The sequence below is a fragment of the Burkholderia sp. FL-7-2-10-S1-D7 genome, assembly GCF_001524185.1.
Taxonomy (GTDB): Bacteria; Pseudomonadota; Gammaproteobacteria; order Burkholderiales; family Burkholderiaceae; genus Burkholderia; species Burkholderia diffusa.
On sequence record NZ_LOWY01000014.1, the window covers coordinates 470,509 to 494,996 of the forward strand.

The window sequence follows — 24,488 nt, forward strand, 5'->3', positions numbered from 1 at the left end:
TCAGGCTCCCAGAATCAGGCTGGCATTGCTGCCGCCGAAAGCGAACGAATTGCTCATTACATAGCGCCCTGTTGCATCGCCCGCGAGGCGGCGCTCGCCCTCGACGAGATCGAGTTTCGGCAACGCCGGATCGTGCTCGCCGTCCCAGACGTGCGTCGGCAGCCGGATCCCGCGGGCCAGCGTCAGCCAGCCGAACGCGAGCTCGGTCGCGCCAGCCGCGCCCAGCATGTGGCCCGTCAGCGGCTTGGTCCCGCTCGCCGGCACGCCGTGCGGAAACACCCGCGCCGTCACGTTCGCTTCCATTTCGTCGTTCAGGCGTGTCGCCGTCGCGTGCAGGTTCACGTAGCCGATCGCGGACGAAGGCACACCGGCGTCCGCGAGCGCGGCGCGCAGCGCGTCCTCCGCGCCATATCCTGCCGGGTCCGGCGCCGAGATGTGATGCGCATCGCTCGACTCACCGACGCCGGCCAGCCGGACCGCGGCTTCGTCGCGGCACATCACGAACAGCGCGGCACCTTCGCCGATGTTGATGCCGCTCCGGTTCCGGCTCATCGGATTGGTCCGCCCCGGACTGACCGATTCGAGCGACGCGAAGCCTTGCAGCGTCAGCTCGCACAGCGAATCCGCTCCGCCGACGACGACCGCGTCGCACAGCCTCAGCTGCAACAGGCGGCGTGCGGCTGCAAATGCCTTCGCGCTCGACGTGCAGGCCGTCGACAGCGTGTAGGCCGGCCCGGCCACACCCAGCACCGCACGCACGAACGGCGCCGCCGTGCCGATTTCCGTCTGCCGATAGTCGAATCCGGCGGGCATCGCGCCCGTTGCGGCACGCTGTGCGAATGCCTGCTCTGCCGCCTGGATCCCGGACGTACTCGTGCCGATCACGACGCCGACCCGGCGCGCGCCGTAACGCGCGATCGCCGCGTCGACGAAGGATCGGATCTGCGCCAGCGCCGCAAGCAGCAGGCGATTGTTCCTGCAATCGAAATGCGCAAGGGATTCGGGCGGCGCGACATCGAGTGGCGACCGCACGCGCCCGACCCAGCCGCCGGCGGGAACATCGGTGCGCGGCGCCATGCCCGGTGCGATGCCGGCGCACAATGCGTCAACGATCTCGTCCGTGGTTGCGCCAAGCGCGTTGATCATGCCGGGTGCCGACAGATAACCCGGCGCCTGTTTCGAATTCATGCGCGACACTCCTTCGCGGACGGCGTGGCAAGCGGCGCGAACAGCACCGAAAACACGATGCCCATCGCAAGGGTCGTGCCGAAGCTGCGCAGCACGGGCATGGCGCTCGCTGCAAGCATCCCGAACGACAGCAACGTCGTGGCCGCCGACAGCAACACGCCGGTCCACACTGCGCCAAGGTCAGCGTTGTCCCGCATGCAGCCTTCGCGGAGGAACACCGCGTAGTTGGCGCCCACGCCGAGCACCAGCATCAGCGCGAGCCAATTGAACAGCGTGAGCGGCACCCGTGCATAGCCGAACGCCGCAAGCGTCAACGCGATGGCGAACACGACCGGCAACGTCGTTGCGATGCCGCCGCGCACGCCGTAGCGCCACATCAGCAGTCCGGCGACCACGACGAGCGCGCCAGCCAGCCACAGGCCGCTGTCGACCCGATAGGCACCGAACAGTCTCGACACACTCGATGCCTTGTCTACCCACGATACGCCCGGCAACGTGCGCGCGACGGCCGCGAACGTCTCAGCATTCGCCGCATCGACTCGCTCGGGGGTCGCTAGCGCCGCATCGACGGGGCCGGCGCCGCCGTCGATTCGTCCGAGCCACAAATAACGGAACGGCGCCGACCAGCGTGCCGCCAGCCACGTGTCGACGGATAGCGTCGCCGCGGCATTGCTGGAATGCGCGTTAATCCACGCGTCGATCACCTCGTCGCGGAAGCCCGCGTGCGCCAGCGCCGCGCGCAGTGCGGCGGCATCGCCAAACACGTGCGTGTCCATCACGGCGCGGTCATGCGCCTGCTGCCTGGCCGACGGCACGAACGTCGTGATCGACTGAACACGACCGACCCGCTGCTGATCGAGCGATCCGATCAGTGCCTCGGAACGCTCGAGCACCTCCTCCGGCGTCGCGCCCTGAACGACGAAGAACTGTGCCGTGTTCGCCAGCCCGACCGCCGCGCGGATATTGCTCTCCTGCCGCGCGAGGTCCGCATCGCGCTGGATCAGCAGATGAATGTCGTCGTCGCTCTTCAAGACGGCCCAACCCGGGATCGCAACCAGCGCAACCAGCACGGCAGCGATCAGGGCGCGCCGGCCAGCCAGCAGCGACTGCCATCCGCGCAGCAGGCGGGCCGCGCTCGAGAAAATGCCTGACGGCACGCGCCGTGGCCCCTGCGTGAGCATGAGCGGCAAAAAGCCGGTGACCGCCGCGAACGCGCTGAGGATCCCGACGATCGCAAAGCATGCGATCTGCTTGAGCGCGGGGAACGGCACCCACATCAGGATCGCGTAGCCCAGCAGACTGGTCGCCAGCGCCACCACGAGTGCCGGCCTGACCGCCGCCGAGCCGCGACGCGTGTCCCATTGCCGCCCTGCAGACAGGTACGCGACGAAATACTGGATCGAATAATCGACGGCTTCGCCGATCAGACTCACACCGAACACCAGCGTCAGCAGGTGCAGCTTGCCGAATACGAGCAGCGTTGCCGCCATCGCGCACACGATGCCGAATGCCGTCGACGCGAACGCGAGCACCAGCAGGCGCGGCGACCGGAATACGCTCATGAGCAGTAACGCGATGCCGCCCAGCGATACCGCGCCGATCACGTGTACGTCGCGCTCGGCGCTGGCACGCGCCGCTTGCGCATGAAAGACTGCGCCGGCACGGTCGACGCGAACGCCCGGGAAGTCGGCCGCGAGCGCATGCTCCGCATCGTCCGTCGCGACGCGCACTGCGCGTTGGACCTTCGACTCGTAGGCCGAACCCGGTAACGACGTCATCACGAGCACGCCTGTTGCGCCATCGCGATGCGATACCAGCATGCCGTCCTCGAGCGACAGACCGGACGTCGCGAGCGGCAGCTCGCCGAGCCAGTGCTGTAACCAGCCGAACGGATCGTCCGCCAGGGCGGTCTGCAAGCCTTCGACGGGCGGTGCATAGAGACGCCGGACCAATCGTTCGCCGAGTGTGGCTCCGCCTTGCTCGAGCGATCTGCGGTCCGCATCCGTCAGCAGACCGAAACGAGCTGGCATGTAAGTGGCCGAGATATCCGACAGATTGAATGGCGGCACCTCGACCGTCACCGAACGAAATGCTCCGCTGGCATCGAGCCGCGCGCCAAACTGTTTCGCGGCGGCCTTGGCGCGGGCGGCGTCCGGGGCGGTGACCAGGTAGACCGTGCGGTTGCCGAGCGCATCACCGAGCATGTCGACCGCTCGCTCGGCAACCGGGTTTGCCTCGGTTGCCGGCAGCAACGCGAGCAGGTTCGTCTGCAGCGGCGCGGCCCCGCTCAAGAAGCGCGACAGAATGTACGCGGCCGCCACGAGCGCAACGAGCAGCCATGCAGCACACAGTACGCGCCGCCGCGCGCGCTCGCCCGATGCGCCGACGACATCACGCGCCGCATCCATCACCGGGCCTCCAGCCACGCGCGCTCGGCCGGCGCGGGCGCGTCGACCGGCGTCGGCCGGGCAAACTCCAGCGCGGTCACATTACCGTTCGCAAAAGTCAGGTCGAGCCGGCCCAGATAGGTGCCTCCGCTCATTTCGAGCACGCGGACCGCCTGGGCGAGTTGCGGCTGATTCGGCCGCAACACCATCCGCCACCGTTCCGGCGTTCCGCTCGCATCGACGTCGAATTGCGCGTACAGCGCCGACAGGTCACCCCCGAGCATGTCGCGCATCATGCGCGACACCTGCGCGACGCCGCGGCCGCCACCGCCAGGCGCGACGAGGTGCCCGTCCGCGCCGACCTCGCGCACGCCGCCATCGGTGATCACGTAAGTGGCCTTGTAAGGCGTCTCGACTCGCCAAACGACGCCCGACCTGCGATCGAACAACATCGATCCAGTGCTGACGAGCGGCGCCTTCATCGCCGACAGCGTCTGCGTCTGCCGAAAATCCGCGCGAATCGCGCCGACCCGCGCAAGCCGCGCCGCGACGTCCGACACAAGCGCGGCATTCGCCGGCCGCGACGCCGTAACCGGCGGCGGGGCGGCCAGCGCCGTGCCGCAGGAGAACGTCACGGATGCGGCCAGCGTCACCGCCACAAACCGTCGGTAGTGCGAATTCAATCCCATCGTGCATGCACCTTTTCGATCAGGGCCGGCGGAGACACGAACTGCAGTTCGCGCGTCGTCGCATCGACCGCCAGTTGCACCGTATACCCCTTCGTCAGGCGCTCGCCGGACGCTGCGTCGACGATTTCGTACCCGATCTTCAGCCGGTTCTCGAATTCGAGCAGGGTCGCGCGCACGTCGAGCTGCTGACTGTAATGGGCCGGGCGAACGTACTTCAGATGCGCCTCCACCACCGGCCACATATAGCCCGACGCCAGCATCGCGGGATAGTCGTAGTCGATCATGCGCAGCAACGCAGCTCGGCTGCTCTCGAAGTACTTCAAGTAATGTCCGTGCCAGCAGACGTTCATGGCATCGACATCGTGAAACAGGACCTCGACACGGGCAGTCGCGGTCAGCGGCGGACGAGACGCGTTCATGCCACCTCCTCGTGCCGGATTCCGTCGGACGAGCCGCCGATCGCCTCGCATGCGGCAAGGCGCGCGGTCAACGCACGCAACTCGGCTTCGAGCGGCCGGTCCTCGACCACCAGCGGCGATTGACGATCCACATCATCGACGAACGCGCGAAGTGCGGGCGAAAGCTGCGTCTGCGGATCGTCGCGAAGTCGCAGCCGGGTAGCCTGCACGGTCGCGAGCACATGCGCCGCGGCAACCTGTTCGGTCAACGTCAGAACGCGCAGGCAATCGCGCGCGGCAATCGTTCCCATGCTGACCTTGTCCTGATTGTGCGACTCCGTTGAGCGGGAGAACACGCTCGCCGGCATCGTGAGCTTCAGCGCCTCCGCCGTCCACGCGGAAGACGAGATCTGCACGGCTTTGAACCCATGGTTGATCGCCGAGCGTTCCGGCCCGGCGCCCGTCAGGTTGCGCGGCAGTCCGTTGCTGAACTTGTCGTCGACCAGCAGCGCAAGCTGGCGATCCATCAGGTCCGCGAGGTTGGCCACCGCGGTCTTCAGCGCATCCATCGCGAACGCGATATGACCGCCGTAGAAATTCCCGCCGTGCAGCACGCACCCTTCGTCCGGGTCGATCAGCGGGTTGTCGTTCGCGCTGTTCAGCTCGTTCTCGATATCGCGCCGCATCCACGACAACGCGTCGCGCGCCACGCCAATCACGTGCGGCGCGCAACGTACCGAATAGCGATCCTGCAAGCGGCGTCCGGGCAATTCGTCGCGCCCGACCAGATCGGCGCGTATCCACGCCGCCGCCTCCGCTTGCCCCGCGTGAGGTTTCGCGTCGAACAACCGCGCATCGAAGTGCCCAGCCCGGCCATCGAGCGCGACAGTGGTCAATGCCGTCAGGCGTGCCGCCACGCGCGTCAAGTAGTCGGCGCGCGCAAACGCGAGACAGGCCAGCCCGGTCATGACCGCCGTGCCGTTCATCAACGCCAGTCCTTCCTTCGGCGCGAGCGTCAACGGCGTGCGATCGATCGCGTGCCATACCTCCCGCGCGTCCCGCTCGGTGCCGTCGAACACGACGGTGCGCTCGCCGACCAGCGCCGCGGCTACGTAGGACAGCGGTGTCAGGTCGCCGCTCGCGCCGACCGAGCCTTCCGATGGAATGCGTGGCAGGATGCGGTGATTCACCATGTCGGCCAGCCGTTCCAGCAGCGTGAACCGCACGCCCGAGTAGCCGAAGGCGAGCGAGTTGAGCCGCGCGACGATGATGGACAACGTTTGCGTCGCATCGAACCAGTCCCCCATGCCGCACCCGTGATAGCGGGTCAGCTGCAGCGGCAGCGCTTCGACGAGCGACGGCGGCACCTCTACCACGCAGGCGTCGCCATAACCGGTGGTTACGCCATACAGCGTGCCGCCATTCGCGAGATAGGCGCGCAGCCAGCTTGCGCCGCGCTCGATTCGCGCGCGCCATTCGGGCGCCGCGTTCAGTGCGACAGGCGCACCGTCGCGGGCGATCGCGACGACGTCCTCGATCGTCAGATGCCGGCCCCCGACCACGACGGCAGGCCGGTTCCGATACGCGGCGGTGCATGCCGCGACGTCGTTCATGTCATGCTCCGCCACGCGGACCTCCATCGGGCCGCGCCCAGAAATCGAAGAAGTTGAACCATTGGTAGGGCGCCTTGCGGCAATAGTGTTCGAGCCGCTCGGCGTAGCGCTGCGCCCATGCCGCGACATGTTCGGCGCGCTCACGGCGCGGTAGCTCGATCTTGTCGGCGAACGGCTCGAAATAGAGGCGGTAGCCGCGCGCCTCCTTCAGGCAGAAGAACAGGTAGACAGGACAGCCAAGTGCGTGGGCGAGGATATACGGGCCCTGCGCAAACGGGGCAGTCGCGTCGAGAAAGCGGGCGTCGACCGTTTTACCGGAATCATGCGGCGGCACGCGGTCGCCGACGATCACGAGCAACTCTCCCGCGTCGATGCGCGACTGCATCATCATCGCCGTATCCGGTCCGAAGTTCGACACCTCTACGAGTTGCTTGCCGAATTCCCGATTCGCGCCGGCAAGCACGCCGGTAAAACGCTTCGCATGCTCGGTATAGACGATCGCCGTCACCTTCGTGTGTGCATCGCGCAGCGCAAGCGCCCGTGTCATCTCTAGGTTGCCCAGATGCGCGCCGATCACAAGCGCGCCGCGCCCGCTCGCCGCGAGCGCATCGAACGCGGACGAATCGTCGAAACGCACGTCGAGCTCGTCGAGACGGCCGGACCACGCGACGAACTTGTCGAATCCTGCCTGCGCAAAGGCAAGCATGTGCCGGTAAGCACTGCGCCATCCCGGCTTCGGCATGGCCGCCGCTTCCGCATCGCGCAGGCGCGCGATATACGCATGCGACGCGGTGCGCGCCGTACGATTCGTCAGCACGAAATAGCCGACGATGGGATGCAGCCAGAACGACGTGAAGCCCTTGCCGAACCAGCGGCAACTGAGCGCCAGCAACGCCATGCCGATCCGGCTACCGCGCTCCGGCATGCGCCACCATGCGCGCGTGCGGCCCGTCGGCGCCGCGCCGCGCCGCCCGACCAGACGGCGTGTCAGGAGCATCGGCGCGCGCACGAGCATCCCCGCGACGAGCCGCGTGTGGCTCAGGCTGATGCGCACGTTGTCGCGCCAGACATCGAAATGGGACACGCCGTCGACCGGGTAGACGACTCGCGTCGGAACCGTCCTGAACGCAAGGCCGCGCCAGTGAAGACGGACCAGGATTTCGCTGTCGAAAGCCATTCGCGTCGGCATCGGCACCGCGTCGATCAGTTCGCAGACGACGTCCACCGGATAAAGACGAAACCCGCACATCGCATCGGGAATGTCCAGCGACAGCGTTTCGATCCATACCCATGCATGGGTGAGGTAGCGGCCGTACAGGCGCGCCTTCGGTACGCTGTCGTCGAAACGCGGCCGGCCGAGAATCACGGCGTCCGGCTCGGCCTGCGCTGCCGCCACGAACTTCGGCACATCGGCCGCGTCGTGCTGGCCATCGGCATCGATCTGAATCGCGTGACGGTAGCCCCGGGCACGCGCCGCGCGCAGACCTTCCATGACCGCCGCGCCCTTTCCGCCGTTGACGGGCAACCGCAGCAGCGTCACGAGGCCCGCGTAGCGCGCCGCCAGCGTGGCCAGCGCCTGTTGCGTCGGCTCGTCGCTGCCGTCGTCGATCACCAGGATCGGCAGGCCGTGCACGGCGAGGCGCGCGAGCGTGCCGCCGATCGCGTCGCGATGGTTGTAGATCGGAATGACGATGCAGGTGTCGCTCATCGTGCCGCCGTGCCATAGACCAAAACGCCCGACGTGCATTCGCGGTCGCCGCAGCGGAACGCGAAGCGTGTGCATCCGCGTACAGGGTCATGCGCGATACGCAGCGACAGCACCGCGCCAGGCGGCACCGGCGCCTTGAACTTCAGGTGGTCGACGGAACGGATTTCGCGCACGGCCGGCATCTCGCGACTAGCCAGGCGCGCAGCCCAGTCGATTTGCACGACGCCGGGCAGGATCGGCAGCCCCGGAAAATGTCCATCGAAATGCGCAAGCGTAGGCGGCACGCGCAACTCGTAATGCAACGCGTCGTCGCCGCGCCAGGAAGCGAGCAGTTCGAAGCCCTCCGGTGTGGCGGTGAATGCGGCCGCCAGCGCGGCGGCAGGCAACTTGCCGCGCGCATCGAACGGCATCGCGTGCAGGAACCGCCAGTAGCGCGGTAATGCGGCCGCGTCGAAGTATGCACCGAGCGCGTGCCGCAAGGTCGTGGCAACGGCAACCCGTCCATCCGCCGCCAGCGCATCGCGCCCCGCCGCGGTCAATACCGCCACGACGCCGACGTGCGCGCGCGTCGTGCCGTCGACCACCACGGCCGCCGCTTGCTCGACGTATGCATGCGCGAGTATCCGCGCTTCGAGTTCCGGCAGCGATACACGCTTGCCGTCCAGTTTGACGACGCGATCGCGTCGTCCGGCGAGTTCAAAGCGACCGTGCGCGTCGAATCGCGCGGTGTCGTCGGTGCGGTGCCAGCGATCGTGGCCGAGATGGGCGGAGCGAACGCACAGCACGCCATCGTCGTCGCAGCGCACGTCGACGCCGGTCAGCGGCTGCCACGCGTGCGCGACGTCCTGGCGACGCCACGCAATGCCGCCGGTTTCGGTGCTGCCGAAGATCTCGAGCGGCGCGGCGCCGAATGCGTTCGAATAGGCCGTAGCCGCATCGGCCGGCAACGGGCCGCCCGACGAGAAGAACGCGCGCGGCATGGGCACCCGCATCGGAAAGCCGGGCAACGCCGGCCAGCGCATGAGTTGCGACGGCGTGGAGACCACGACACCGCCACCGTATTCGGCGAGCCGCTGCTCCAGTTGCAGCGGTTCAAGCACCGACTTCCGGTCAAACGCGCGGCCTGCCGCCAGTGGCCAAAGGATCCTGAAGAGCAGTCCGTAGATGTGGTGATGCGGTACGCTCGACAGCGTCACTGCCGCGCCTATCTGGCCGCCCCATTCGCGCTGCAACGTGCGCACTTCGGCATCGAGCTGCGCAAGCGACTTTCGCACAGGCTTCGCGGTGCCGCTGCTGCCCGACGTGTAAAGCGTCACCGCTGCGGCAGCGTCGATCGGGCGGCTGAAGATTGCCGATCCGACCTCCGTGTCGTACCCGCACGCGGCCAGTGCCGGCTCATCCAGCACGAGGTCGTATGCATGAGCCAGCGCATCAAGATAGCCGGGCGCGCTGCTGGCAGGAATCACGACTTCCCCGTGCGCCGCCGCAACCGCAAACAATGCACACGCGAACTCGTACGGATCATCCGTGCAGATCGCGACCCGTCGCGCGCCGCTGGCTGCCACCACCCTCGCAATCGCGCCGGCGCGAGCGCGCAGATCACCCAGCGTCAACACCTCGGCGCCGTCGCGACAGACCGCCACTCCGCTATCCGCTTCGGCACACAACATCTCGTGCAGCGCGATCATGTTGCACCCGTCCGCTTGTGCGCGACGGCGATGACGAACCGGCGCAACAGCCACTCGCCTGCAATCAGCGCACCGATCAGCACATACGCGATCAGCCCGTTGTAAAGCGCCCATCCCGCACGGCTCCAGCACAGCGCCGTATAAACCGAAAAGCTGCCGTTTACGATAAAGAACGCGCACCAGACCTGTGTGACGCGCCGCGTGTACCGGACGATTTCCGGACTCGGCTCGGGATAGGTCAGTTGTGCGAATTTTTCGATCATGGTCGGACCGTGCCGCAGTGTCGCGCCGAACGCGACCAACAAGCCGACACTCACGCATGCCGGGTAGAGATGAAGAAGTCGTTCGCTATCGGTCACGGCAATCGCGGCCGACAACGCGGTCAATGCACCGGCCACGCCCCAGTCGAGTAGCGTGAGGCGTTTGAGCGCCTTCGCCAGCGTGCCCTTGCCGACCGTGCGCTGCAGCCACAGCAATACGATCAGCAGGCAACCGACGTAACGCGGCGACATGCTCTGCCACGCAAACAGGATGACGAGCGGATAGGCCAGGACCAGCACCGCCCTGATCGCGACACCTGCCCAGCGCGGCAGGACCGTGCCGGTAGTAGCGCGCATGCCCGTCACCGGCATCGTCAAGCGCACGCAAGCAACACGTGAACGGCGGCGATAACGTCACCGACGGTCCGTACGGACTTGAACTCTTCCGGCTTGATGCGCTTGCCCGTCATTTCCTGAAGCTTGATGGCCAGATCGACTGCGTCGATGCTGTCCAGATCGAGCTCTTCGAACAGGTGCGTCTCGGGTGTCACCCGCTCCGGCTCGATCGCGAAATTCTCATGAAAGATGGCGCGGATGCGCTCCAGGATTTCTGCGTCGGTCACGAGTGACTCCCTTTTTCCAGCACTGCTTCTTGCGATGCCTGATGAGACTGCTGGTCGGCAATGAACGCCGCCAGCGTGTTGATCGAACGGAAATGCGCTTTCGTGCGTTCGTCGTTCGCGGCGATTGTCAGGTGAAATTTCTTGCGCAGCATGATGCCGACTTCGAGCGCATCGACGGAATCGAGACCGATTCCGTCCGTCGAGAACAGTGGCGCATCGTCGTCGATATCGTCGACCGCCATGTCGCTGAGATCGAGCATCTCGATCAGAAGCTGCTTAATTTGCAGTTTTAAAGTATCCATGCTGAAACAGGCTTTGAGTAATGTGCACTTCCACCTCGCGGGCGATGCTGCGAGCGGCAATCGATGGTGACGTCTCGTTCGACGCCAGCCGGTTCAGGTCCATCGGCTCGAGGACGTCGATGCGCATACGAAATGCTCGAGCCGGCACGTGATACCAACGCAGCGCCTTGGTAAATACGGGTGGGTCGCAATGGATCAGCACCGGCTGGATCCGGCTGCGGGATTGCAGCGCCATATGGGCGAAACCGCGTGAGAACGAATGCAGGCGATTGCCGCCCGGACTGCGCGTCCCCTCCGGGAAGATGATCATCGTGTAGCCCGCCGCCAGTTGTCGCGCGCCGGCCTCGACGAGATGCACGGCATCGGCATTGCTGACGTACTCGGCCGCGCGGACGATACCCCAGAAACAGGGGTTGCCCCAATGACCACGCTTTACGACACAGCACGCCTTCGGCGTCAGCGACAGCAGCACCATGACGTCGAGCCAGGTCGGGTGGTTCGCGACGACGATTGCCGGACCGTCCTTTGCAAGGCGCTCCGCGCCGCTCAGCTCAAGCTTCATCACGCCGACGCGTTGCAGCATCGCGACCAACGCGCGGAAGAAATAGTGGATGACAAGCGTCACGCCACGCTGGCGCGAGCGCCGATGCGGCCATAGTCCGCCGACGACGATCGCCAACAACGAGAACGCCGATCCGCACAGCGCGAAAAACGCCAGGCTCGCACCGGTCGCGAACAGACGCCAGCCGTAGTCAAGCCGCGCGATCATGCCAGCTCCACCGCCAGGATGCGTGTTGACCGCGCCACGACGCCGTGGCGCGCGTGGACAGGCAACGCAGCACAGCCTCGCTTTGCGTACCGGCCGCATCGTCGGCATCGCGCGCATCGCCCGCCCCGTCCGCCGCCATCTCACACGTCAGATAGTCGGCCGATTCATCGGCGCCAATCAGAATGGCCAGCCCGACACTCTCGGGATCGTCGTCGACATCGCCATAGACAGGATCGGCTGGCTCGTGCGCATAGACGAGCAGCACCGGCGAGTCCGGCGACGTTGCATACTGGGAAAAGGCTTCGAGCAGCGCGTAGCCGAGGGTTTCATGGCCGGCCGCGATCGCCGTGGCGGCCGTTCGGTCGCGACGGGCGATTCCGAAAATGCCCGTAACGGCGTTGAGAACCGAGAGACTGAATGCCGTCGGCGAGACAGGTTCCGAGGCGCCAATGTCGGCGAGAATGCCGGTGGTGCGCGTCAGCTCACCGTGACGCGAAGCGAACACCATGCGCAACGGATTTTCCGCTCCGGCACAATCGTAGGCCGCCTGAAGCGCGAGACGCGACAGCCGGCTCAAGCGGCGTCGCACCATCGGATCGAGGGCTTCGACGCCCGGTACCCCCGCGGTCGAAATCGACGTCCATCTGGCGATTGGCATAGTCCAATGCAAATCGGCCATTGTTGTTCTCGTTAGGATTGCTTCTCTTGGGTGTTGTTATATGGCGCCACCCGGTATCAGGCGGTTGCGCTCCGCTTTCCATGAAATCCGCCCATCGCATATTGACCACCGGACTCGCGCCGTCGACTCCCCCTTCCGGTACTACCTGAAAAAACGGGAAATCGTAATGTTCGCGAAGCCGGCACCCGGATTGTCAATCGCTGCGACTGAATAAGCGGTAACTCGGTGCGCCGGAACTGTAACAGGGCCGTTACAAAAGATCAACGCCACTGCGCGAGGCGCCTTCCAGATTTAACCATTTATCAATTTCTAGAAAAAACCGTGCATCGTCGGTTATCGAGACGATCCCCACCCGGCGTGCCTTGCGGCGATTCCGCACCGGAATGGCTCATAATGCGCTCGATGCCGCCCTCACAGGACCTGCTTTCCTTTCAATGAGTTATTCACTCGCTACTGCTTACACTCGCGAACTCGAAATCCGCAAAAGCCGCTTCATCGCATTCGCAATCCCCGTCGAGGACCGCGAAGCCGCGATGCAGGCGTTGCAGCGCCTGCGCGACGAGCACCCGACGGCCACCCACGTGTGCTGGGCGCTGCTTGCCGGCGGCCAGTCCGGCATGTCCGACGACGGCGAGCCGTCGGGCACCGCCGGCAGGCCGATCCTCGAAGTGCTGCGTCATCACGATCTCGACGGCGTGCTCGGTGCGGTCGTCCGCTACTACGGCGGCGTGAAGCTCGGCGCGGGCGGCCTGGTGCGCGCCTATACGGATGCGATCGCCTCGGCGCTGCTCGATGCCGAGCGCGTCGAACGCATTCGCCACACGCGGTTCGCGATCGAAATCGGCTATCCGGACGAGGCGCGCGTGCGCCGCTGGATCGAGCAGGCGGGTTACGAGCTGGTGGACAGCGCGTACGGGATGACCGTGAGGCTCGTGATCAAGCTGCCGGAAACGGCCGAGGCGGCGGCCAAGGCCGAGCTGTTCGATTTGACGCAGGGGCGCTCAGGCTTCCCCGACCTGTGAAATTCCGGCAACCGAGCCGCATTCCCAGATCCGGGATGACGCGCGCCGCATTGCACGGCGCGCCTCCGTGGTCGATCCAGCCGGCCCGAGCCGCTCAATAGACGTCAGGGACGATCATGCTGTCCGGCGTCGGACGGCGAATGTAGTCCTCATGGTGCTCGCGCTGCGGCAGATCGATCGTCGGCCGCGGCACCTCGTGATACGGCACCTGGGTCAGCAGATGGTGGATGCAGTTCAACCGCGCGCGCTTCTTGTCGACCGCCTGCACGACCCACCACGGCGCCTCGGGAATATGCGTGCGCGCCATCATCTCTTCCTTCGCGACCGTGTACGCTTCCCAGCGACGGCGGCTCTCGAGGTCCATCGGGCTCAGCTTCCACTGCTTCAGCGGATCCTCGATCCGGCTCTGGAAGCGCAGCTCCTGCTCGTGGTCGGTGATCGAGAACCAGTACTTGACGATCTGGATCCCGCTGCGCACGAGCATTTTCTCGAACTCGGGCACCGAGCGGAAAAACTCCTCGTATTCATCGTCGGTGCAGAAATTCATCACGCGCTCGACACCCGCGCGGTTGTACCAGCTGCGATCGAACAGCACGATTTCGCCGCCGGCCGGCAGGTGCGCGACATAGCGCTGGAAGTACCACTGCGTGCGTTCGCGGTTGCTCGGCGCCGGGAGCGCCGCCACGCGGCACACGCGCGGGTTCAGGCGCTGCGTGATGCGCTTGATCGCGCCGCCCTTGCCTGCTGCGTCGCGCCCCTCGAAAATCACGATGAGCCGGTGCCCCGTGCTCACGACCCAGTCCTGCAGCTTCACGAGTTCGCCCTGCAGCCGGAACAGCTCGCGGAAATACTGCTTGCGCGCTTCGCGGCGCTCCGGCGAGAACAGCATATCCTCGTCGCTGTCGAAGCGGCGGTCGTCGAGCTCCATTTCGAGTTCTTCGTCGTACGCGTCGACGAGGTCTTCCTCGAAACGGCGCCGGCGCGAATCAAGCGATGCCGTATCGGTGAAGTTGTCGGTCTCGGTGCGGGAATCGTTATCGTCCATGGGGCCTCCTTCCTTCAATTGACGCAGCCAAACTACAGCATTATCCCAGTGTCTCGCGTCAAATTGATGAAAAAGGGGCCGATCCGCCCCTCAGAAGCGGAATCCGGGCAGCACGCTGGCCAGAACCGGGTTCGCGGTAATGTTGAAGGTATTGGACGCCAGCGTCCGATTCGGCGGCCCGAATGTCAAGCGTGGTCTTCGTGTGCAACGGGATAAGCCGACCGCGTGACCGAGCAGTATCGCAACCGGCTGCGCAAAGTCGAGGAGCAATTCAGCACCGATCACCGCGAGGCGCTGTCCGCGCTCGAATCGGTCGGCATGCGCATGCGTGCGCTGCAGCAATCGCTGCAGGCGGCGCGGCTTGCATACGACGCGCCAATGAAAACGCGCCAGGTCAGCGACCGAAAGACGTATGAAACGCCGAACCTGCGGCGCGACATCTCGGGCATCCGGCAGAAGCTGTTCGACCGCCATCTCGATGGGCCCAAGCTGCAGTGGACGCTGAAAAGCGTGCTCGGCACCCTCGACGAACCATCGCCGATCGCGGCGGACAGCTTCCTCGAGAGCAATGCGGCGAACGACCGGTGCTGAGCGTCAGGCGACACGCAGCGGCGCGACCGCCGCGGCGGTCGCGCATCCGGCCGCCTTCGTCAGTGAATGATCCGCGTGACCCCGCGTCCGCGCGGATCGGCCATCGCCTCCGGCGTCTTGCCGTCGATCTTGATCACCTGAATGTCGCCGCTGAAGTCCTGCCCCTTCAGCGTGTAGCCGCGAGCCTCGATCTGCTTCGCGAGTTCGCCTTCGATCGGGTGGTACGGCTCCCAGAAGATCGTGTTCGGCGGCAGCAGCTGATGGTGAAAACGCATCGCGCCGACGGCCTCCTTCAACGGCATCTTGAAGTCGTAGATGTTGTTGATCACCTGGAAGATCGACGTGAAGATCCGCGAGCCGCCCGGCGTGCCGATCACGAGCGACACCTTGCCATTCTTCGTCATGATCGTCGGCGACATCGACGACAGCGGACGCTTCTTCGGCTCGATTGCATTCGCATCGCTACCGACCACGCCGAACATGTTCGCGACGCCCGGCTTCGCGGAGAAGTCGTCCATCTCGTCGTTCAGCACGATGCCGGTGCCGTCGGCGATCACGCCCGAGCCGAAATAGCCGTTGATCGTATACGTGTTCGACACCGCGTTGCCCCATTTGTCGACGACCGAGAAGTGCGTCGTCTCGGCCTTCTCCGGCATCGACGTGCCGAGGCCCGGCTGCACGCTCTTCGTATCCGACGGCTCCTTCGGGTTGACTTCACCCGCCCGCTTCGCAATGTATGCGTCGTCGGTCAGCTGCGCGATCGGCACCTTGTAGAAATCCGGATCGCCGAGATACTGCGCGCGATCGGCGAACACGCGCTTCTCGATTTCCGCGACGAGGTGGATGTACTGCGGCGAGTTGAGCTTCACACCCTCGAAGTCCTGCTTGAGGTCCGCCTTCATCTTCAGCAGCTGCACGAGGCCGATGCCGCCCGAGCTCGGGGGCGGTGCGGTGATCACGTCATAGCCGTTCCACTTCGCCTGCACCGGCTGGCGCCACACCGCGCGGTATTGCGCGAGATCCTCGGTGGTGATCAGCCCGTTGCCGTCGCCGGTTTTCATCGATGCGGCGATCAGCTCGGCCGTCTTGCCCTTGTAGAAACCTTCCGCGCCGTCGTTCGCGATGCGCGTCAGCACATCGGCGAGATCCGGCTGCTTGAAGTTCACGCCGGCCTTCAGCCCGGAGAAATACTTGTCGAAGTTGGTCTTGCCGCCGAACTCCTTCGATGCGTCGACGCCGCGCTGCGCAAGCTGTTCGTCGACGACGAAGCCGTCGCGCGCATAGTGGATCGCCGGCGCGAGCACCTGCTTCCACTTCAGCTTGCCGAAGCGCTTCTGCGCTTCCCACATGCCCGCAACCGTGCCCGGCACGCCGACCGCGCGCGGGCCATACAGGCTCATGCCCTTGACGACGTTACCGTCCTTGTCGAGATACATGTCCTTCGTCGCGGCGAGCGGGGCACGCTCGCGGTAGTCGATGAAGTACGGCTTGCCGTCCTTGTAGATCGTCATGAAGCCGCCGCCGCCGATGTTGCCGGCTTCCGGATACGTGACGGCGAGCGTGAACGCGATCGCGACGGCCGCGTCGATCGCGTTGCCGCCTTCCTTGAAGATCCGCTCCGCGGCGTCCGCGCTGTACTTGTCGGCCACCGCAACGGCCGAACTCGTCAGGACGGCCGGCTGCGGCCCTTTCGCATAGACGGGCGCGTTCGGCAGGAACCCGATGCCGGCCACCGTCGCAAGCACGACAGCGGATGATTTGAAGCGATTCAGCGTAGTCATTGCATGTCCCCCATGTGGATCTCCTTCAGGCAGGAAAGGCACCTGTTCCGCTCACGACCGCCGGCGCGCCGACGGCCATCTCCGGTTTCGTAGTATAGGGGGACAAAAAGGGTCGAACACATGACGTGCAACGAAAGCGCATGCGTTGTGTGTGTGCGGGGTCATGCCGAGGTTTCAAAACAGGCCGGTGGATCGGTCGAAATTGCACGCGATACGCATCATCATGCAGCGCACAAAACCGAAAGTTGCAAACTGCGCGGCAGGCCATGCGGCCCGTGCAAAAAAATCTGCAAACGTCGCTCCCACTGCACCGGACGATCTGCGAAGATAGCGCCCCGCTTTCGCGCCGCATCATTTTTTCTTGCACGCGCAGCTTCACGTTTCTTCGTCTCGCTTCCTATGGCATCACACAATGCGCATCATGCGTCCGGCTTCGCAGCCGGCGTCGCCGCCGCCGTCCTCGTCGCACAAACCGGCGCCACGGGCCCGTGGCATTTGGGCATGTTCGCCGCGTTCGCGGCGGGCGTCGCGGGCGGCACCGCGCCCGACTGGCTCGAAGTCGCCTGGTGGACCCGCAAGCGCCGCTTGTGGATCACGCATCGCACCATCACGCACTGGGGTATCGGCTGGATCGCGCTGCTCGCGCTCGGGTGGCACGGGCTCATCCATCAACCGCATCCGCTGTGGGCGGCGCCGCTGTTCGGCTTCGCGTGCGGCGGCGTGATGCACCTGCTCGCCGACTGGCCGAATCCGCTCGGCGTGCCGTGGATCTGGCGGCGCCATTCACTGAACCTGTGGAACAGCGGACACTGCGACCTGATCGTCGTGGCCGCCGCATGGGGCGGCACGCTGTGGCTTGCGCAATCGCTGTGGACGCGTGCACCGCTGCTCGAGCGCTGGCTCGGGTGGTTGCATCGCGTTTAGTTGCAATTTGGCGCAATTCGATGCGCTATCGGCATGCCCACGCGCATGCAACTTTCCGTTCGTTGGAAGTGCCGTGCAGGCTCCTATCTGAATGAAGGTGACGATCTTTGGTCTGGGTCGGCGCGAACCAACGGCCGTTCCGCTTCTCCGTATCGGGTCAATTCACACGTCGGCTAAGCACACCGCTTCGCCACGACTGCGTCCTCATGCTGGCGTGCCGTTGGCAACTCGCCGATACACGCGCAAGTTCCTGGAAGCCCATTAGCCATCGCCGCCTTTTTGCATCGAAATGAGGCGAGCCTTATACGCCAACTATTTTCGGATTCGTCTCATAGACGCTTGGCGCCTCCAAGGCCCACCATTCCCCCCCGGTAACGTGCCCCATGGGCATCCATATCACAGCACTACATCGACCGGCATCGCGCACGATGAATCGATCCATCCCGCTGTGACGCCGCCAGAAATTCGAGGCATGCACGAAGTGCGTCGCTTCAGTTCAGATAAGGAATGGACACCTGACGATGGCCGCGCAATCCGATGTGCGTTTTACGTTGAAGGCCGGCGATGTCCCGCTTGATGTCGTCGAGTTCGACCTCGACGAGGGTCTGTCCGAAGGGTATCGGTTACGGCTGACACTCGTCAGCGCCGATCCGGCCGTGGACTTCGGCAAAGTGCTGGATTGCCCGGCGGTACTCACTATCTGGCAGAGCGACGCGCCTGTGCGCTATGTGCATGGCGTCGTTTCGAGTTTCGAGCAACGCGAAACCGGCTTCCGGCGAACGTTCTACTACGCGGTGGTCGAACCGGAACTCGCCCGCCTCGAACTCGGTTCCGACTGGCGGGCCTTCCAGGCCGAAACAGTCCCCCAGATCATCGCCAGGGTGCTCAAAGAACAGCGCATCGTGCACGTCGACTTTGACGACACGACCGAACATCTCACCCGTGAATATTGCGTACAAGCCGGCGACACCCATGCTTACTTTTTGGAGCGCATCGCACGGGAAGAAGGCTTCGTCCACGGCTTTCTTCATACCGAGAACGAACATCAGCTGATCTATTGTGACCGGCTCTGGAGTTACGGAGGAATTCAGGGCGGTCCCGTTGTGTATAACCCAATGGCCGGCGGCGACCAGCCGGAACCCGCGCTGCGGCGGTTCCGATACGCAGAAAACGTCCGCACCGCCCAGCAAACCCAGCGCGACTACGTTTTTACCCACCCGCGCTACAACCAGGAACACTCGCCACGGGCATCTGACCTGGAACACCAAGGCGATCACTACGAGCGTTTCGACTACCCTGGGAGATACAAGCAAGATGCGGCTGGAACGCCGTTCACCCTGAATCGCCTGCGCGGCCATCGGCGCGACGCCAAGGTGGCCACAGTGGAAGGCGATGACGCACGTCTCCAGCCAGGCTTGGCCTTCGATTTGACCGATCACCCGCGTGACGCGTGGAACCGCGGCTGGCGCGTCATTCGCATGCGCCACCGCGGCGTGCAGCACACCAACCTGGAGGAAGACAGCGTCGGTGCGGAACAGGGCACGCACTACAGCTACACCGCCGAACTCGTGCCGGATGACGTGGAATGGCGGCCGGAGCCCTTGCCCAAGCCCCGCATCGATGGCCCGCAACCGGCGACAGTGGTCGGCCCGGAAGGCGAAGAAATTTTTTGCGATGAGTGGGCGCGGGTAAAAATTCAGTTTCCGTGGGATCGCCGCGGAACGTTCGATGATCGCAGCTCCTGTTGGGTACGCGCCGTCCAGAACTGGGCCGGCGCCACTTGGGGGCACATCGCGATCCCGCGCATCGGGCAGGAAGTCCTGGTGATTTTCGTCAACGGCGATCCCGACCAGCCGATCATCATCGGGCGTACGTTCATGGCTACGCAGCTGCCACCCTACGAGCTGCCGCGCCACAAGACGCGCATGACCATCAAGAGCAAGACCCACAAGGGCGACGGCTTCAACGAGCTGCGCTTCGAGGACGAGAAGGATCAGGAAGAAATCTTCGTCCACGCGCAGAAGGACCAGAACATTCACGTCAACCATTACGAAACTACCTTCGTCGGCCATGACCGTAGCGAAAACGTCGAACATGATGAAAACGTCGCCATCGGCCACGACCGCAAGGAAACGGTCGGCAACGACGAACAGGTGACGATCGGCCAGGACCGGCGGCATCAGATCGGCCAAGACGATTTCCTTGCCATCGAGCGTAATCACACTGTCCGTATCGGCAAAGACCGCACCGAAGAAGTCGGCAACCACCGCCACGACACGATCACCGCCAACCACTCGATCACGATTGGCGGACATCTCGAGGAAAAGGTCGCAGGCTATGCTCGATTGGCCGCCGGTCAGGCGATTCGCCGCAAAACCCGCGTCTATGAACTGGGGGCCGCCGACGCCATCGTCATCAGGGGTCCCGGTGGGACGCTGCGTATCGATGCATCCGGAATCACGATCAGCGGGATCGCGATCAAGCTCGAAGGACCGTTGCGCCTGCAAACGGGCGGGCGCGGCAATGCGCTGGGCATCGCCGGCACCCCTAACACCGGCCTGCCCATGGATCGTGCCTGCGCGATGCGCGCAGACGGCACCTGCCCGCGCAAACCCTGCCCCTGCGGTAAAGGAGCCGCTTGATGGAACCGCACACCGTCGACGCAGGCTGGCCGCGCCAGGTCGTGCGCGCCATCGCCGAACCCGTTTGGTCGGCTTTGCAATCCGGTCCACGACCATGGCTCTTGCTCAGCGGCGCGCATAGCGAAGCGTTGGAGGAAGAAGTTATCGCGACCATCCATGGCTTCGACTACCGCTGGGTATGGCGCGATACGCCACTGGAGTACGCGCTTCCCGGCTATCGCCACGGTCCATTACTGGTCCCACTGGATGCGGCGCTGCTGGCCCATGCCGTCGCGACCTGGATACCCCAGCAAGCTGGCGTGATTCTGCTTGGACCGAATGATGAAAACGTGTTGGTCAGCCACGTGCAGGGGCTGCATCAGTTTATCGCTGCGGACGGATGGCCCGTCGCATTCGGCCTGCACGTCACACGCGCGCTCGAAGAATGCTGCGAGGCACTGCCCGAAGACCAGCGCGCCCAACTGTTCGGTCCGATTGAAGCTTGCATCTGGCACGACGGTGAAACGCAAACCGACACTTGGCTGCGTGCCGATGCGCCTGATCGCAAGGCGCCACCGTTGTCGATCGATCATCACCTCGCATTGACGCCAAGCGACGAAGCCGCGTTGAACCTGGCTGGACGTGCGTGGTTCATGCGCGAGTTTGCTCATACGCTCACGCGACGCTTCCCCGCCTACGCGCCTGCCGACGCGCAGCTTGCCTTGCGTCGGTCGTTGGCGACGTTCGCCGACGAAGCGCATCAGTTCGGCTTCCGGCTGGAATGCGATATCCGCTACTACATGGAACTGCGGCTGCGCTATCCGCGCGAGCCTTTCGTCGAGGACAAAACCGTGCATGCGCTGCTGAGCCGGCGCGAAGACCACGGCATGTCAAGACTGTTTGCCATCACGGCGCGTCTGACCCAGATTGCGTCCCTCACCTTCTAAGCACACGCCGCCATGACAAATCGCCTCCAGCGGGCCGTGCAACCGGACAGCCCCAACGCCAAAACCTGCGACAGCCTGTCCGCACCACCCTGCGAGCATGGCATTCCCCTCTATCCGCTGCGCTACGGCATTGCGGACCAGCCTTACGATGCGAAGGCCTATCCCAAGCTCAGTGTGGCCGGCTACCCTGCGCTGCAAGGTGGCAAGGCCTATGGCCTGCGCGTGCTGCGCCCTGGCACCTACGTCTATCTGTTCTTTTATCAAGGTGGACGCATGATGACGACGCACTACAAGGTGACAGCCGACGTGCGTTTCGCGCCCATCAAGTGGACTGCGGCGGACTATAACGACGATGCGCCCGGCCGCGTGGCGCGTCCCGACGAGACACGCGCGACCCCATATTTGCTGGCGCCGGACAAGAGCACCGCCGATACCGTCTACGTGATGGTCAGCGACACGCTGCTGACGCACGGCACGCTCTGGTGGATCGAAACCAACGAGGGTGGGCTGCGCGACACCTTGGCGACGACCGTGAAACCCGGCGGCGGCCCCGAGCAGCGTCATGTGTTCGATGCGGTGTTGCTGGGCAACGCCACACCGGAACTCATCGCTTCCGTGTCGGGTGTCGCACTGGACTACCCGTGGAGCGAGATCAAGCTCCGAACCGACAAGCCCGACTACACCCGTATTCTCAGCGCCATGCACGTTGCGCTGGTGCCGCGCAAGGACACGCCGCCATTGGCGGTGGCATTGCAGGACCCCATCGGTATCGCCAGCGAGCTGGGGCATCTCTGCGCGTTGGAAGTGCAAAAGCGCGACAACTACCAGAAGGCCAGCAAGCACCGGCTGCAAAGCGCTGCGCTAATCGACGGTTATTTCACCTATGCCGAACGGCAGGCCCAGACGCCGGACACCCAACATGCACTCCAACGTCAGCGCGAACTCGTCGACCTCAAGGGCGCACGCGCCTTCCGGCCGACCTATGAGAAAACACTGAAAGCGTTGCAAGTCCCGGTCGACAAAACTGGCGCTGACGTCGCTGCATGGGTCAAGCTGGTAGACGCGTCCCTGCTCGTCGGCAAAGCGTTCAAGCTGTTTGACCTGTCGTGCGCCGACAATGCCCGCGACTTCGAAATCGCCGTGCTGAACTGCCTCGCTGCCGCCGTGCACACGGAGGGCGGTCGGGCCGAACTCGCGAGGATCATTGAGCAGCCGCCGCAAGTCAGCCCGCTGTGGCAGGCCCTGAGCGCGGGCGACGAACCGCTCATGAATCGCTTTGCCACGCCGCTCACCCTCGCCAGGGGCGTCTTCGACGTAGTGGACAAGATGCTCGACGAGCGGCCCGGCACCATCGTCACGGACATGCTCGCGCGGCTCATCTATTCCTATGTCGCCACCGCCCCCGTGGAGAAAGCCGATATCCAGGTCAGGCGCTGGCGTCATGTGGCCGAACGCCGCTTCGCGTGCGTACTCGGCTGCCGCTCGGTATCCCGCGACCAGTACCTCGCGTGGAGTCTGGAAATGCAGGGGTATGCCACCTTCCAGGACCGCGAGACCCGTTGGAGAGTCCGGGTCGATACCGCGCCAGGCCTAAAGCCCGGCACCACGCGCGTCTCGATGGTCGAACAGGTCGACGTGTGGGAATTTGAAACGGTGGGTACCGCCCATGTCATCGGGCAGCCCAGGCCGATGGATCCGTCCGGCAACCCAATGCTGCGCAACCTCAAACGCTTGCAGGGGCCGCTGGGCATCGGCTTTACGTGGATCGGGGGTGGGTTGGCGATTTGGGGGATGAGGAATGCGATTAGGGATCGGGAAGAAACCAAAAACACCACAACAGCACTGGCACATTTCGGATCTCTGCTTACCGTAATCGGGGCAAGTCTGGAGGTAACAACAATAACCGCCTCTACGGCATCGTCGCGGCGTGGTAATACAGCATTGGCGAACGCCCTCAAGATTTTTGGCGTGAAGTGGGGAAGCACCGTCGCTGGTTCGGCTGCGGCTGCCGCACTCGCGGCGGCAGATGGAGTACGCAGTGTCAAGGCCGGGAGCGAGGCAAATCCGGAACAAGCCGACATGTATCTGAAATCTGCGATATTTGGCGGCATATCGGCCTTCGCCGCGGCTGCGGGTGGCGCGGCCAGCCTAGCCACCCTGACCGGCGCCGCCGCTCCGCTCTGGACCCTAGGCATCACGCCCTTCGGCTGGGCACTGATTGCCATCCTGGCCGTGGGAGCTGTCGTCTTTTTCACGATTCAGGCGGACGCCGCACAACACGGTCCAGTGGAAATCCTGCTCCGCCACTCCGCCTGGGGCATTCTCACGCCGCGCTACTCGCTGGCGCAGGAGCTGGAAGCTTGGCATAGCCTGCAATACAGCCCTCAGATCAGTGCCGTGTGGGACCCGGAGCATGGTATCGCCGGCATCCTGCGGCTGCGCTTTACCGTTGCCGCCACTTACGCGATGAATGACCTGCAGATCGATCTACGGGTGCTCTTGCGCGGGCGGCCGCTAGAAAAGATCGACGCGAACAGCGCGTTGACGCGTCCGGGCGCCCTGATCAACCTCGAAAGCCATTACATCATCGAGCCGCTCACCGATGGCGTGGGTATGGAGCGCGGTTGGCGCATTGCCATGCACAAGGATGCCCAGGTCGAGTTGAAGTATTTCTTCCGGCCCGATCCGCAAAAACTGCCCAGGATCGGCGTGGAACAGCCTGGTGCGCCCGAGCCCTTGGTCTTTACCTCGTCCGGCTGGCTCTCTCCGACCATTGATCCTGCCAAACTGACCCCCGTCAGGCCTCCCAAATGAAATGCTCCCCCAACACCCTCCAGCGCCTGCCCAACAGCCTGCTCATCGGCGCCACCCGCTTGTGGCACAGCGCACCCGATCGCCACGCCATCCCCAGCACGCCTGACCTGCTACAGCAGGAGTTGGGCGTACGGCGCGTGAGCGACCAATGCGTCGAGTTGGCGCTTCAGGGCAACATCGTGCGGGATGTGTGGGCAAGCTTTGTCGGCAAATCGCTACTCATTGGGATGGGAACCGCGGTCTATGCCTGGTCAATATCGACGCCCCCAATTACAGTTGATGTATGGGGCCTGCTCTTCCTTATGCCCTGTATCGCCGTTGCCGCTGCCGTCGCGCTGTACTTCTGCTTCCGAAACTTTTCAGGCCGCTTCAGGGGCAGCTTCGTGCGCCTCCATCGCGGCACACGAAAGCTCTATGTCGTCAGCCCCTACGATGAACA

20 protein-coding genes and 1 pseudogene are annotated in these 24,488 nt (G+C 64.6%); 7 read left to right on the top strand and 14 right to left on the bottom strand.

From position 1 onward, the window contains the following. The 12 genes from WS75_RS06595 to WS75_RS06650 are packed head-to-tail and all read right to left on the bottom strand — an operon-like array spanning position 1 to position 12,304. Positions 1 to 1,188, bottom strand: a complete 1,188-nt coding sequence (locus WS75_RS06595) for a beta-ketoacyl-[acyl-carrier-protein] synthase family protein (protein WP_059679760.1) — start codon at positions 1,186 to 1,188, stop codon at positions 1 to 3. After that, entirely contained in the window at positions 1,185 to 3,596 is a 2,412-nt protein-coding gene (locus tag WS75_RS06600; protein ID WP_059679693.1) for an MMPL family transporter, read from the bottom strand. The genes WS75_RS06595 and WS75_RS06600 overlap by 4 nt, the downstream gene beginning before the upstream one ends. Beyond that, a complete protein-coding gene (locus WS75_RS06605; RefSeq protein WP_059679694.1) occupies positions 3,596 to 4,264 on the bottom strand; it encodes a LolA family protein in 669 nt (222 codons plus the stop codon). Before WS75_RS06605 ends, WS75_RS06600 begins: the two co-directional genes overlap by 1 nt. Next, positions 4,255 to 4,683 (bottom strand): acyl-CoA thioesterase, encoded by a 429-nt coding sequence (locus tag WS75_RS06610; protein ID WP_059679695.1) that lies wholly within the window; start codon positions 4,681 to 4,683, stop codon positions 4,255 to 4,257. Before WS75_RS06610 ends, WS75_RS06605 begins: the two co-directional genes overlap by 10 nt. Next, positions 4,680 to 6,290 (bottom strand): HAL/PAL/TAL family ammonia-lyase, encoded by a 1,611-nt coding sequence (locus tag WS75_RS06615; protein ID WP_059679762.1) that lies wholly within the window; start codon positions 6,288 to 6,290, stop codon positions 4,680 to 4,682. Before WS75_RS06615 ends, WS75_RS06610 begins: the two co-directional genes overlap by 4 nt. Beyond that, positions 6,277 to 7,983 (bottom strand): glycosyltransferase family 2 protein, encoded by a 1,707-nt coding sequence (locus tag WS75_RS06620; RefSeq protein ID WP_059679696.1) that lies wholly within the window; start codon positions 7,981 to 7,983, stop codon positions 6,277 to 6,279. Before WS75_RS06620 ends, WS75_RS06615 begins: the two co-directional genes overlap by 14 nt. Further along, on the bottom strand, positions 7,980 to 9,671 hold the full coding sequence (locus WS75_RS06625; protein ID WP_059679697.1) for an AMP-binding protein: 1,692 nt from the start codon (positions 9,669 to 9,671) through the stop codon (positions 7,980 to 7,982). Before WS75_RS06625 ends, WS75_RS06620 begins: the two co-directional genes overlap by 4 nt. Then, positions 9,668 to 10,303 (bottom strand): hypothetical protein, encoded by a 636-nt coding sequence (locus WS75_RS06630; protein ID WP_059679698.1) that lies wholly within the window; start codon positions 10,301 to 10,303, stop codon positions 9,668 to 9,670. Before WS75_RS06630 ends, WS75_RS06625 begins: the two co-directional genes overlap by 4 nt. A 2-nt stretch (positions 10,304 to 10,305) precedes the next feature. Further along, positions 10,306 to 10,554, bottom strand: coding sequence for an acyl carrier protein (locus WS75_RS06635; RefSeq protein WP_059679699.1), 249 nt, complete (start codon positions 10,552 to 10,554; stop codon positions 10,306 to 10,308). Beyond that, positions 10,551 to 10,856 (bottom strand): phosphopantetheine-binding protein, encoded by a 306-nt coding sequence (locus WS75_RS06640; protein WP_059525678.1) that lies wholly within the window; start codon positions 10,854 to 10,856, stop codon positions 10,551 to 10,553. The genes WS75_RS06635 and WS75_RS06640 overlap by 4 nt, the downstream gene beginning before the upstream one ends. After that, positions 10,831 to 11,625: a lysophospholipid acyltransferase family protein gene (locus WS75_RS06645; RefSeq protein WP_059679700.1), complete on the bottom strand. Its 795-nt coding sequence runs from the start codon at positions 11,623 to 11,625 to the stop codon at positions 10,831 to 10,833. The genes WS75_RS06640 and WS75_RS06645 overlap by 26 nt, the downstream gene beginning before the upstream one ends. Beyond that, positions 11,609 to 12,304 carry a beta-ketoacyl synthase chain length factor gene (locus tag WS75_RS06650; RefSeq protein ID WP_059679701.1) on the bottom strand — a complete coding sequence of 232 codons (696 nt, stop codon included), beginning with the start codon at positions 12,302 to 12,304 and terminating at the stop codon, positions 11,609 to 11,611. The genes WS75_RS06645 and WS75_RS06650 overlap by 17 nt, the downstream gene beginning before the upstream one ends. A gap of 434 nt (positions 12,305 to 12,738) precedes the next feature. Between WS75_RS06650 and WS75_RS06655 the strand changes: the two genes are divergently transcribed. After that, positions 12,739 to 13,326, top strand: coding sequence for an IMPACT family protein (locus WS75_RS06655; RefSeq protein ID WP_059679702.1), 588 nt, complete (start codon positions 12,739 to 12,741; stop codon positions 13,324 to 13,326). 94 nt (positions 13,327 to 13,420) lie between these two features. Here WS75_RS06655 and ppk2 read toward each other — a convergent pair whose 3' ends face one another. After that, the gene (ppk2, locus tag WS75_RS06660) at positions 13,421 to 14,371 is read right to left on the bottom strand and encodes a polyphosphate kinase 2 (protein WP_059679703.1); all 951 of its coding nucleotides are present in this window, start codon (positions 14,369 to 14,371) and stop codon (positions 13,421 to 13,423) included. A 216-nt stretch (positions 14,372 to 14,587) separates the two neighbouring features. Here ppk2 and WS75_RS06665 point away from each other — a divergent pair. Then, positions 14,588 to 14,962 (top strand): annotated as a pseudogene (locus tag WS75_RS06665) (TolC family protein); the annotation flags it as partial. A gap of 59 nt (positions 14,963 to 15,021) precedes the next feature. Here the strand turns inward: WS75_RS06665 and ggt are convergent. Further along, a complete protein-coding gene (gene ggt, locus WS75_RS06670) occupies positions 15,022 to 16,743 on the bottom strand; it encodes a gamma-glutamyltransferase (RefSeq protein ID WP_059679705.1) in 1,722 nt (573 codons plus the stop codon). A 399-nt stretch (positions 16,744 to 17,142) separates the two neighbouring features. On the opposite strand from ggt, the gene WS75_RS06675 reads away from it, so the two are divergent. From WS75_RS06675 to WS75_RS06695, 5 genes are all read left to right on the top strand, one after another. Continuing rightward, positions 17,143 to 17,667, top strand: coding sequence for a metal-dependent hydrolase (locus tag WS75_RS06675; protein ID WP_059679706.1), 525 nt, complete (start codon positions 17,143 to 17,145; stop codon positions 17,665 to 17,667). Positions 17,668 to 18,188: 521 nt separating this feature from the next. Beyond that, positions 18,189 to 20,309 (top strand): type VI secretion system Vgr family protein, encoded by a 2,121-nt coding sequence (locus tag WS75_RS06680; protein ID WP_059679707.1) that lies wholly within the window; start codon positions 18,189 to 18,191, stop codon positions 20,307 to 20,309. Then, positions 20,309 to 21,235, top strand: a complete 927-nt coding sequence (locus WS75_RS33335; RefSeq protein ID WP_156429717.1) for a DUF4123 domain-containing protein — start codon at positions 20,309 to 20,311, stop codon at positions 21,233 to 21,235. The genes WS75_RS06680 and WS75_RS33335 overlap by 1 nt, the downstream gene beginning before the upstream one ends. Positions 21,236 to 21,247: 12 nt before the next feature. Further along, positions 21,248 to 24,049 carry a toxin VasX gene (locus tag WS75_RS06690; RefSeq protein ID WP_059679709.1) on the top strand — a complete coding sequence of 934 codons (2,802 nt, stop codon included), beginning with the start codon at positions 21,248 to 21,250 and terminating at the stop codon, positions 24,047 to 24,049. Continuing rightward, positions 24,046 to 24,488 (top strand): hypothetical protein (locus tag WS75_RS06695; RefSeq protein ID WP_156429718.1); only part of this gene is annotated, 443 nt, incomplete at its 3' end. The genes WS75_RS06690 and WS75_RS06695, both read left to right, overlap by 4 nt.

Bases quoted from the DNA above. Each gene is read 5' to 3' on its own strand.
- WS75_RS06640 (WP_059525678.1), bottom strand. From the start codon at position 10,856: ATGGATACTTTAAAACTGCAAATTAAGCAGCTTCTGATCGAGATGCTC.
- WS75_RS06630 (WP_059679698.1), bottom strand. From the start codon at position 10,303: ATGCCGGTGACGGGCATGCGCGCTACTACCGGCACGGTCCTGCCGCGC.
- ppk2 (WP_059679703.1), bottom strand. From the start codon at position 14,371: ATGGACGATAACGATTCCCGCACCGAGACCGACAACTTCACCGATACG.
- WS75_RS06680 (WP_059679707.1), top strand. From the start codon at position 18,189: ATGGCCGCGCAATCCGATGTGCGTTTTACGTTGAAGGCCGGCGATGTC.
- ggt (WP_059679705.1), bottom strand. From the start codon at position 16,743: ATGACTACGCTGAATCGCTTCAAATCATCCGCTGTCGTGCTTGCGACG.
- WS75_RS06595 (WP_059679760.1), bottom strand. From the start codon at position 1,188: ATGAATTCGAAACAGGCGCCGGGTTATCTGTCGGCACCCGGCATGATC.
- WS75_RS06610 (WP_059679695.1), bottom strand. From the start codon at position 4,683: ATGAACGCGTCTCGTCCGCCGCTGACCGCGACTGCCCGTGTCGAGGTC.
- WS75_RS06625 (WP_059679697.1), bottom strand. From the start codon at position 9,671: ATGATCGCGCTGCACGAGATGTTGTGTGCCGAAGCGGATAGCGGAGTG.
- WS75_RS06675 (WP_059679706.1), top strand. From the start codon at position 17,143: ATGGCATCACACAATGCGCATCATGCGTCCGGCTTCGCAGCCGGCGTC.
- WS75_RS06645 (WP_059679700.1), bottom strand. From the start codon at position 11,625: ATGATCGCGCGGCTTGACTACGGCTGGCGTCTGTTCGCGACCGGTGCG.
- WS75_RS06605 (WP_059679694.1), bottom strand. From the start codon at position 4,264: ATGGGATTGAATTCGCACTACCGACGGTTTGTGGCGGTGACGCTGGCC.
- WS75_RS06650 (WP_059679701.1), bottom strand. From the start codon at position 12,304: ATGGCCGATTTGCATTGGACTATGCCAATCGCCAGATGGACGTCGATT.
- WS75_RS06655 (WP_059679702.1), top strand. From the start codon at position 12,739: ATGAGTTATTCACTCGCTACTGCTTACACTCGCGAACTCGAAATCCGC.
- WS75_RS06620 (WP_059679696.1), bottom strand. From the start codon at position 7,983: ATGAGCGACACCTGCATCGTCATTCCGATCTACAACCATCGCGACGCG.
- WS75_RS33335 (WP_156429717.1), top strand. From the start codon at position 20,309: ATGGAACCGCACACCGTCGACGCAGGCTGGCCGCGCCAGGTCGTGCGC.
- WS75_RS06600 (WP_059679693.1), bottom strand. From the start codon at position 3,596: ATGGATGCGGCGCGTGATGTCGTCGGCGCATCGGGCGAGCGCGCGCGG.
- WS75_RS06690 (WP_059679709.1), top strand. From the start codon at position 21,248: ATGACAAATCGCCTCCAGCGGGCCGTGCAACCGGACAGCCCCAACGCC.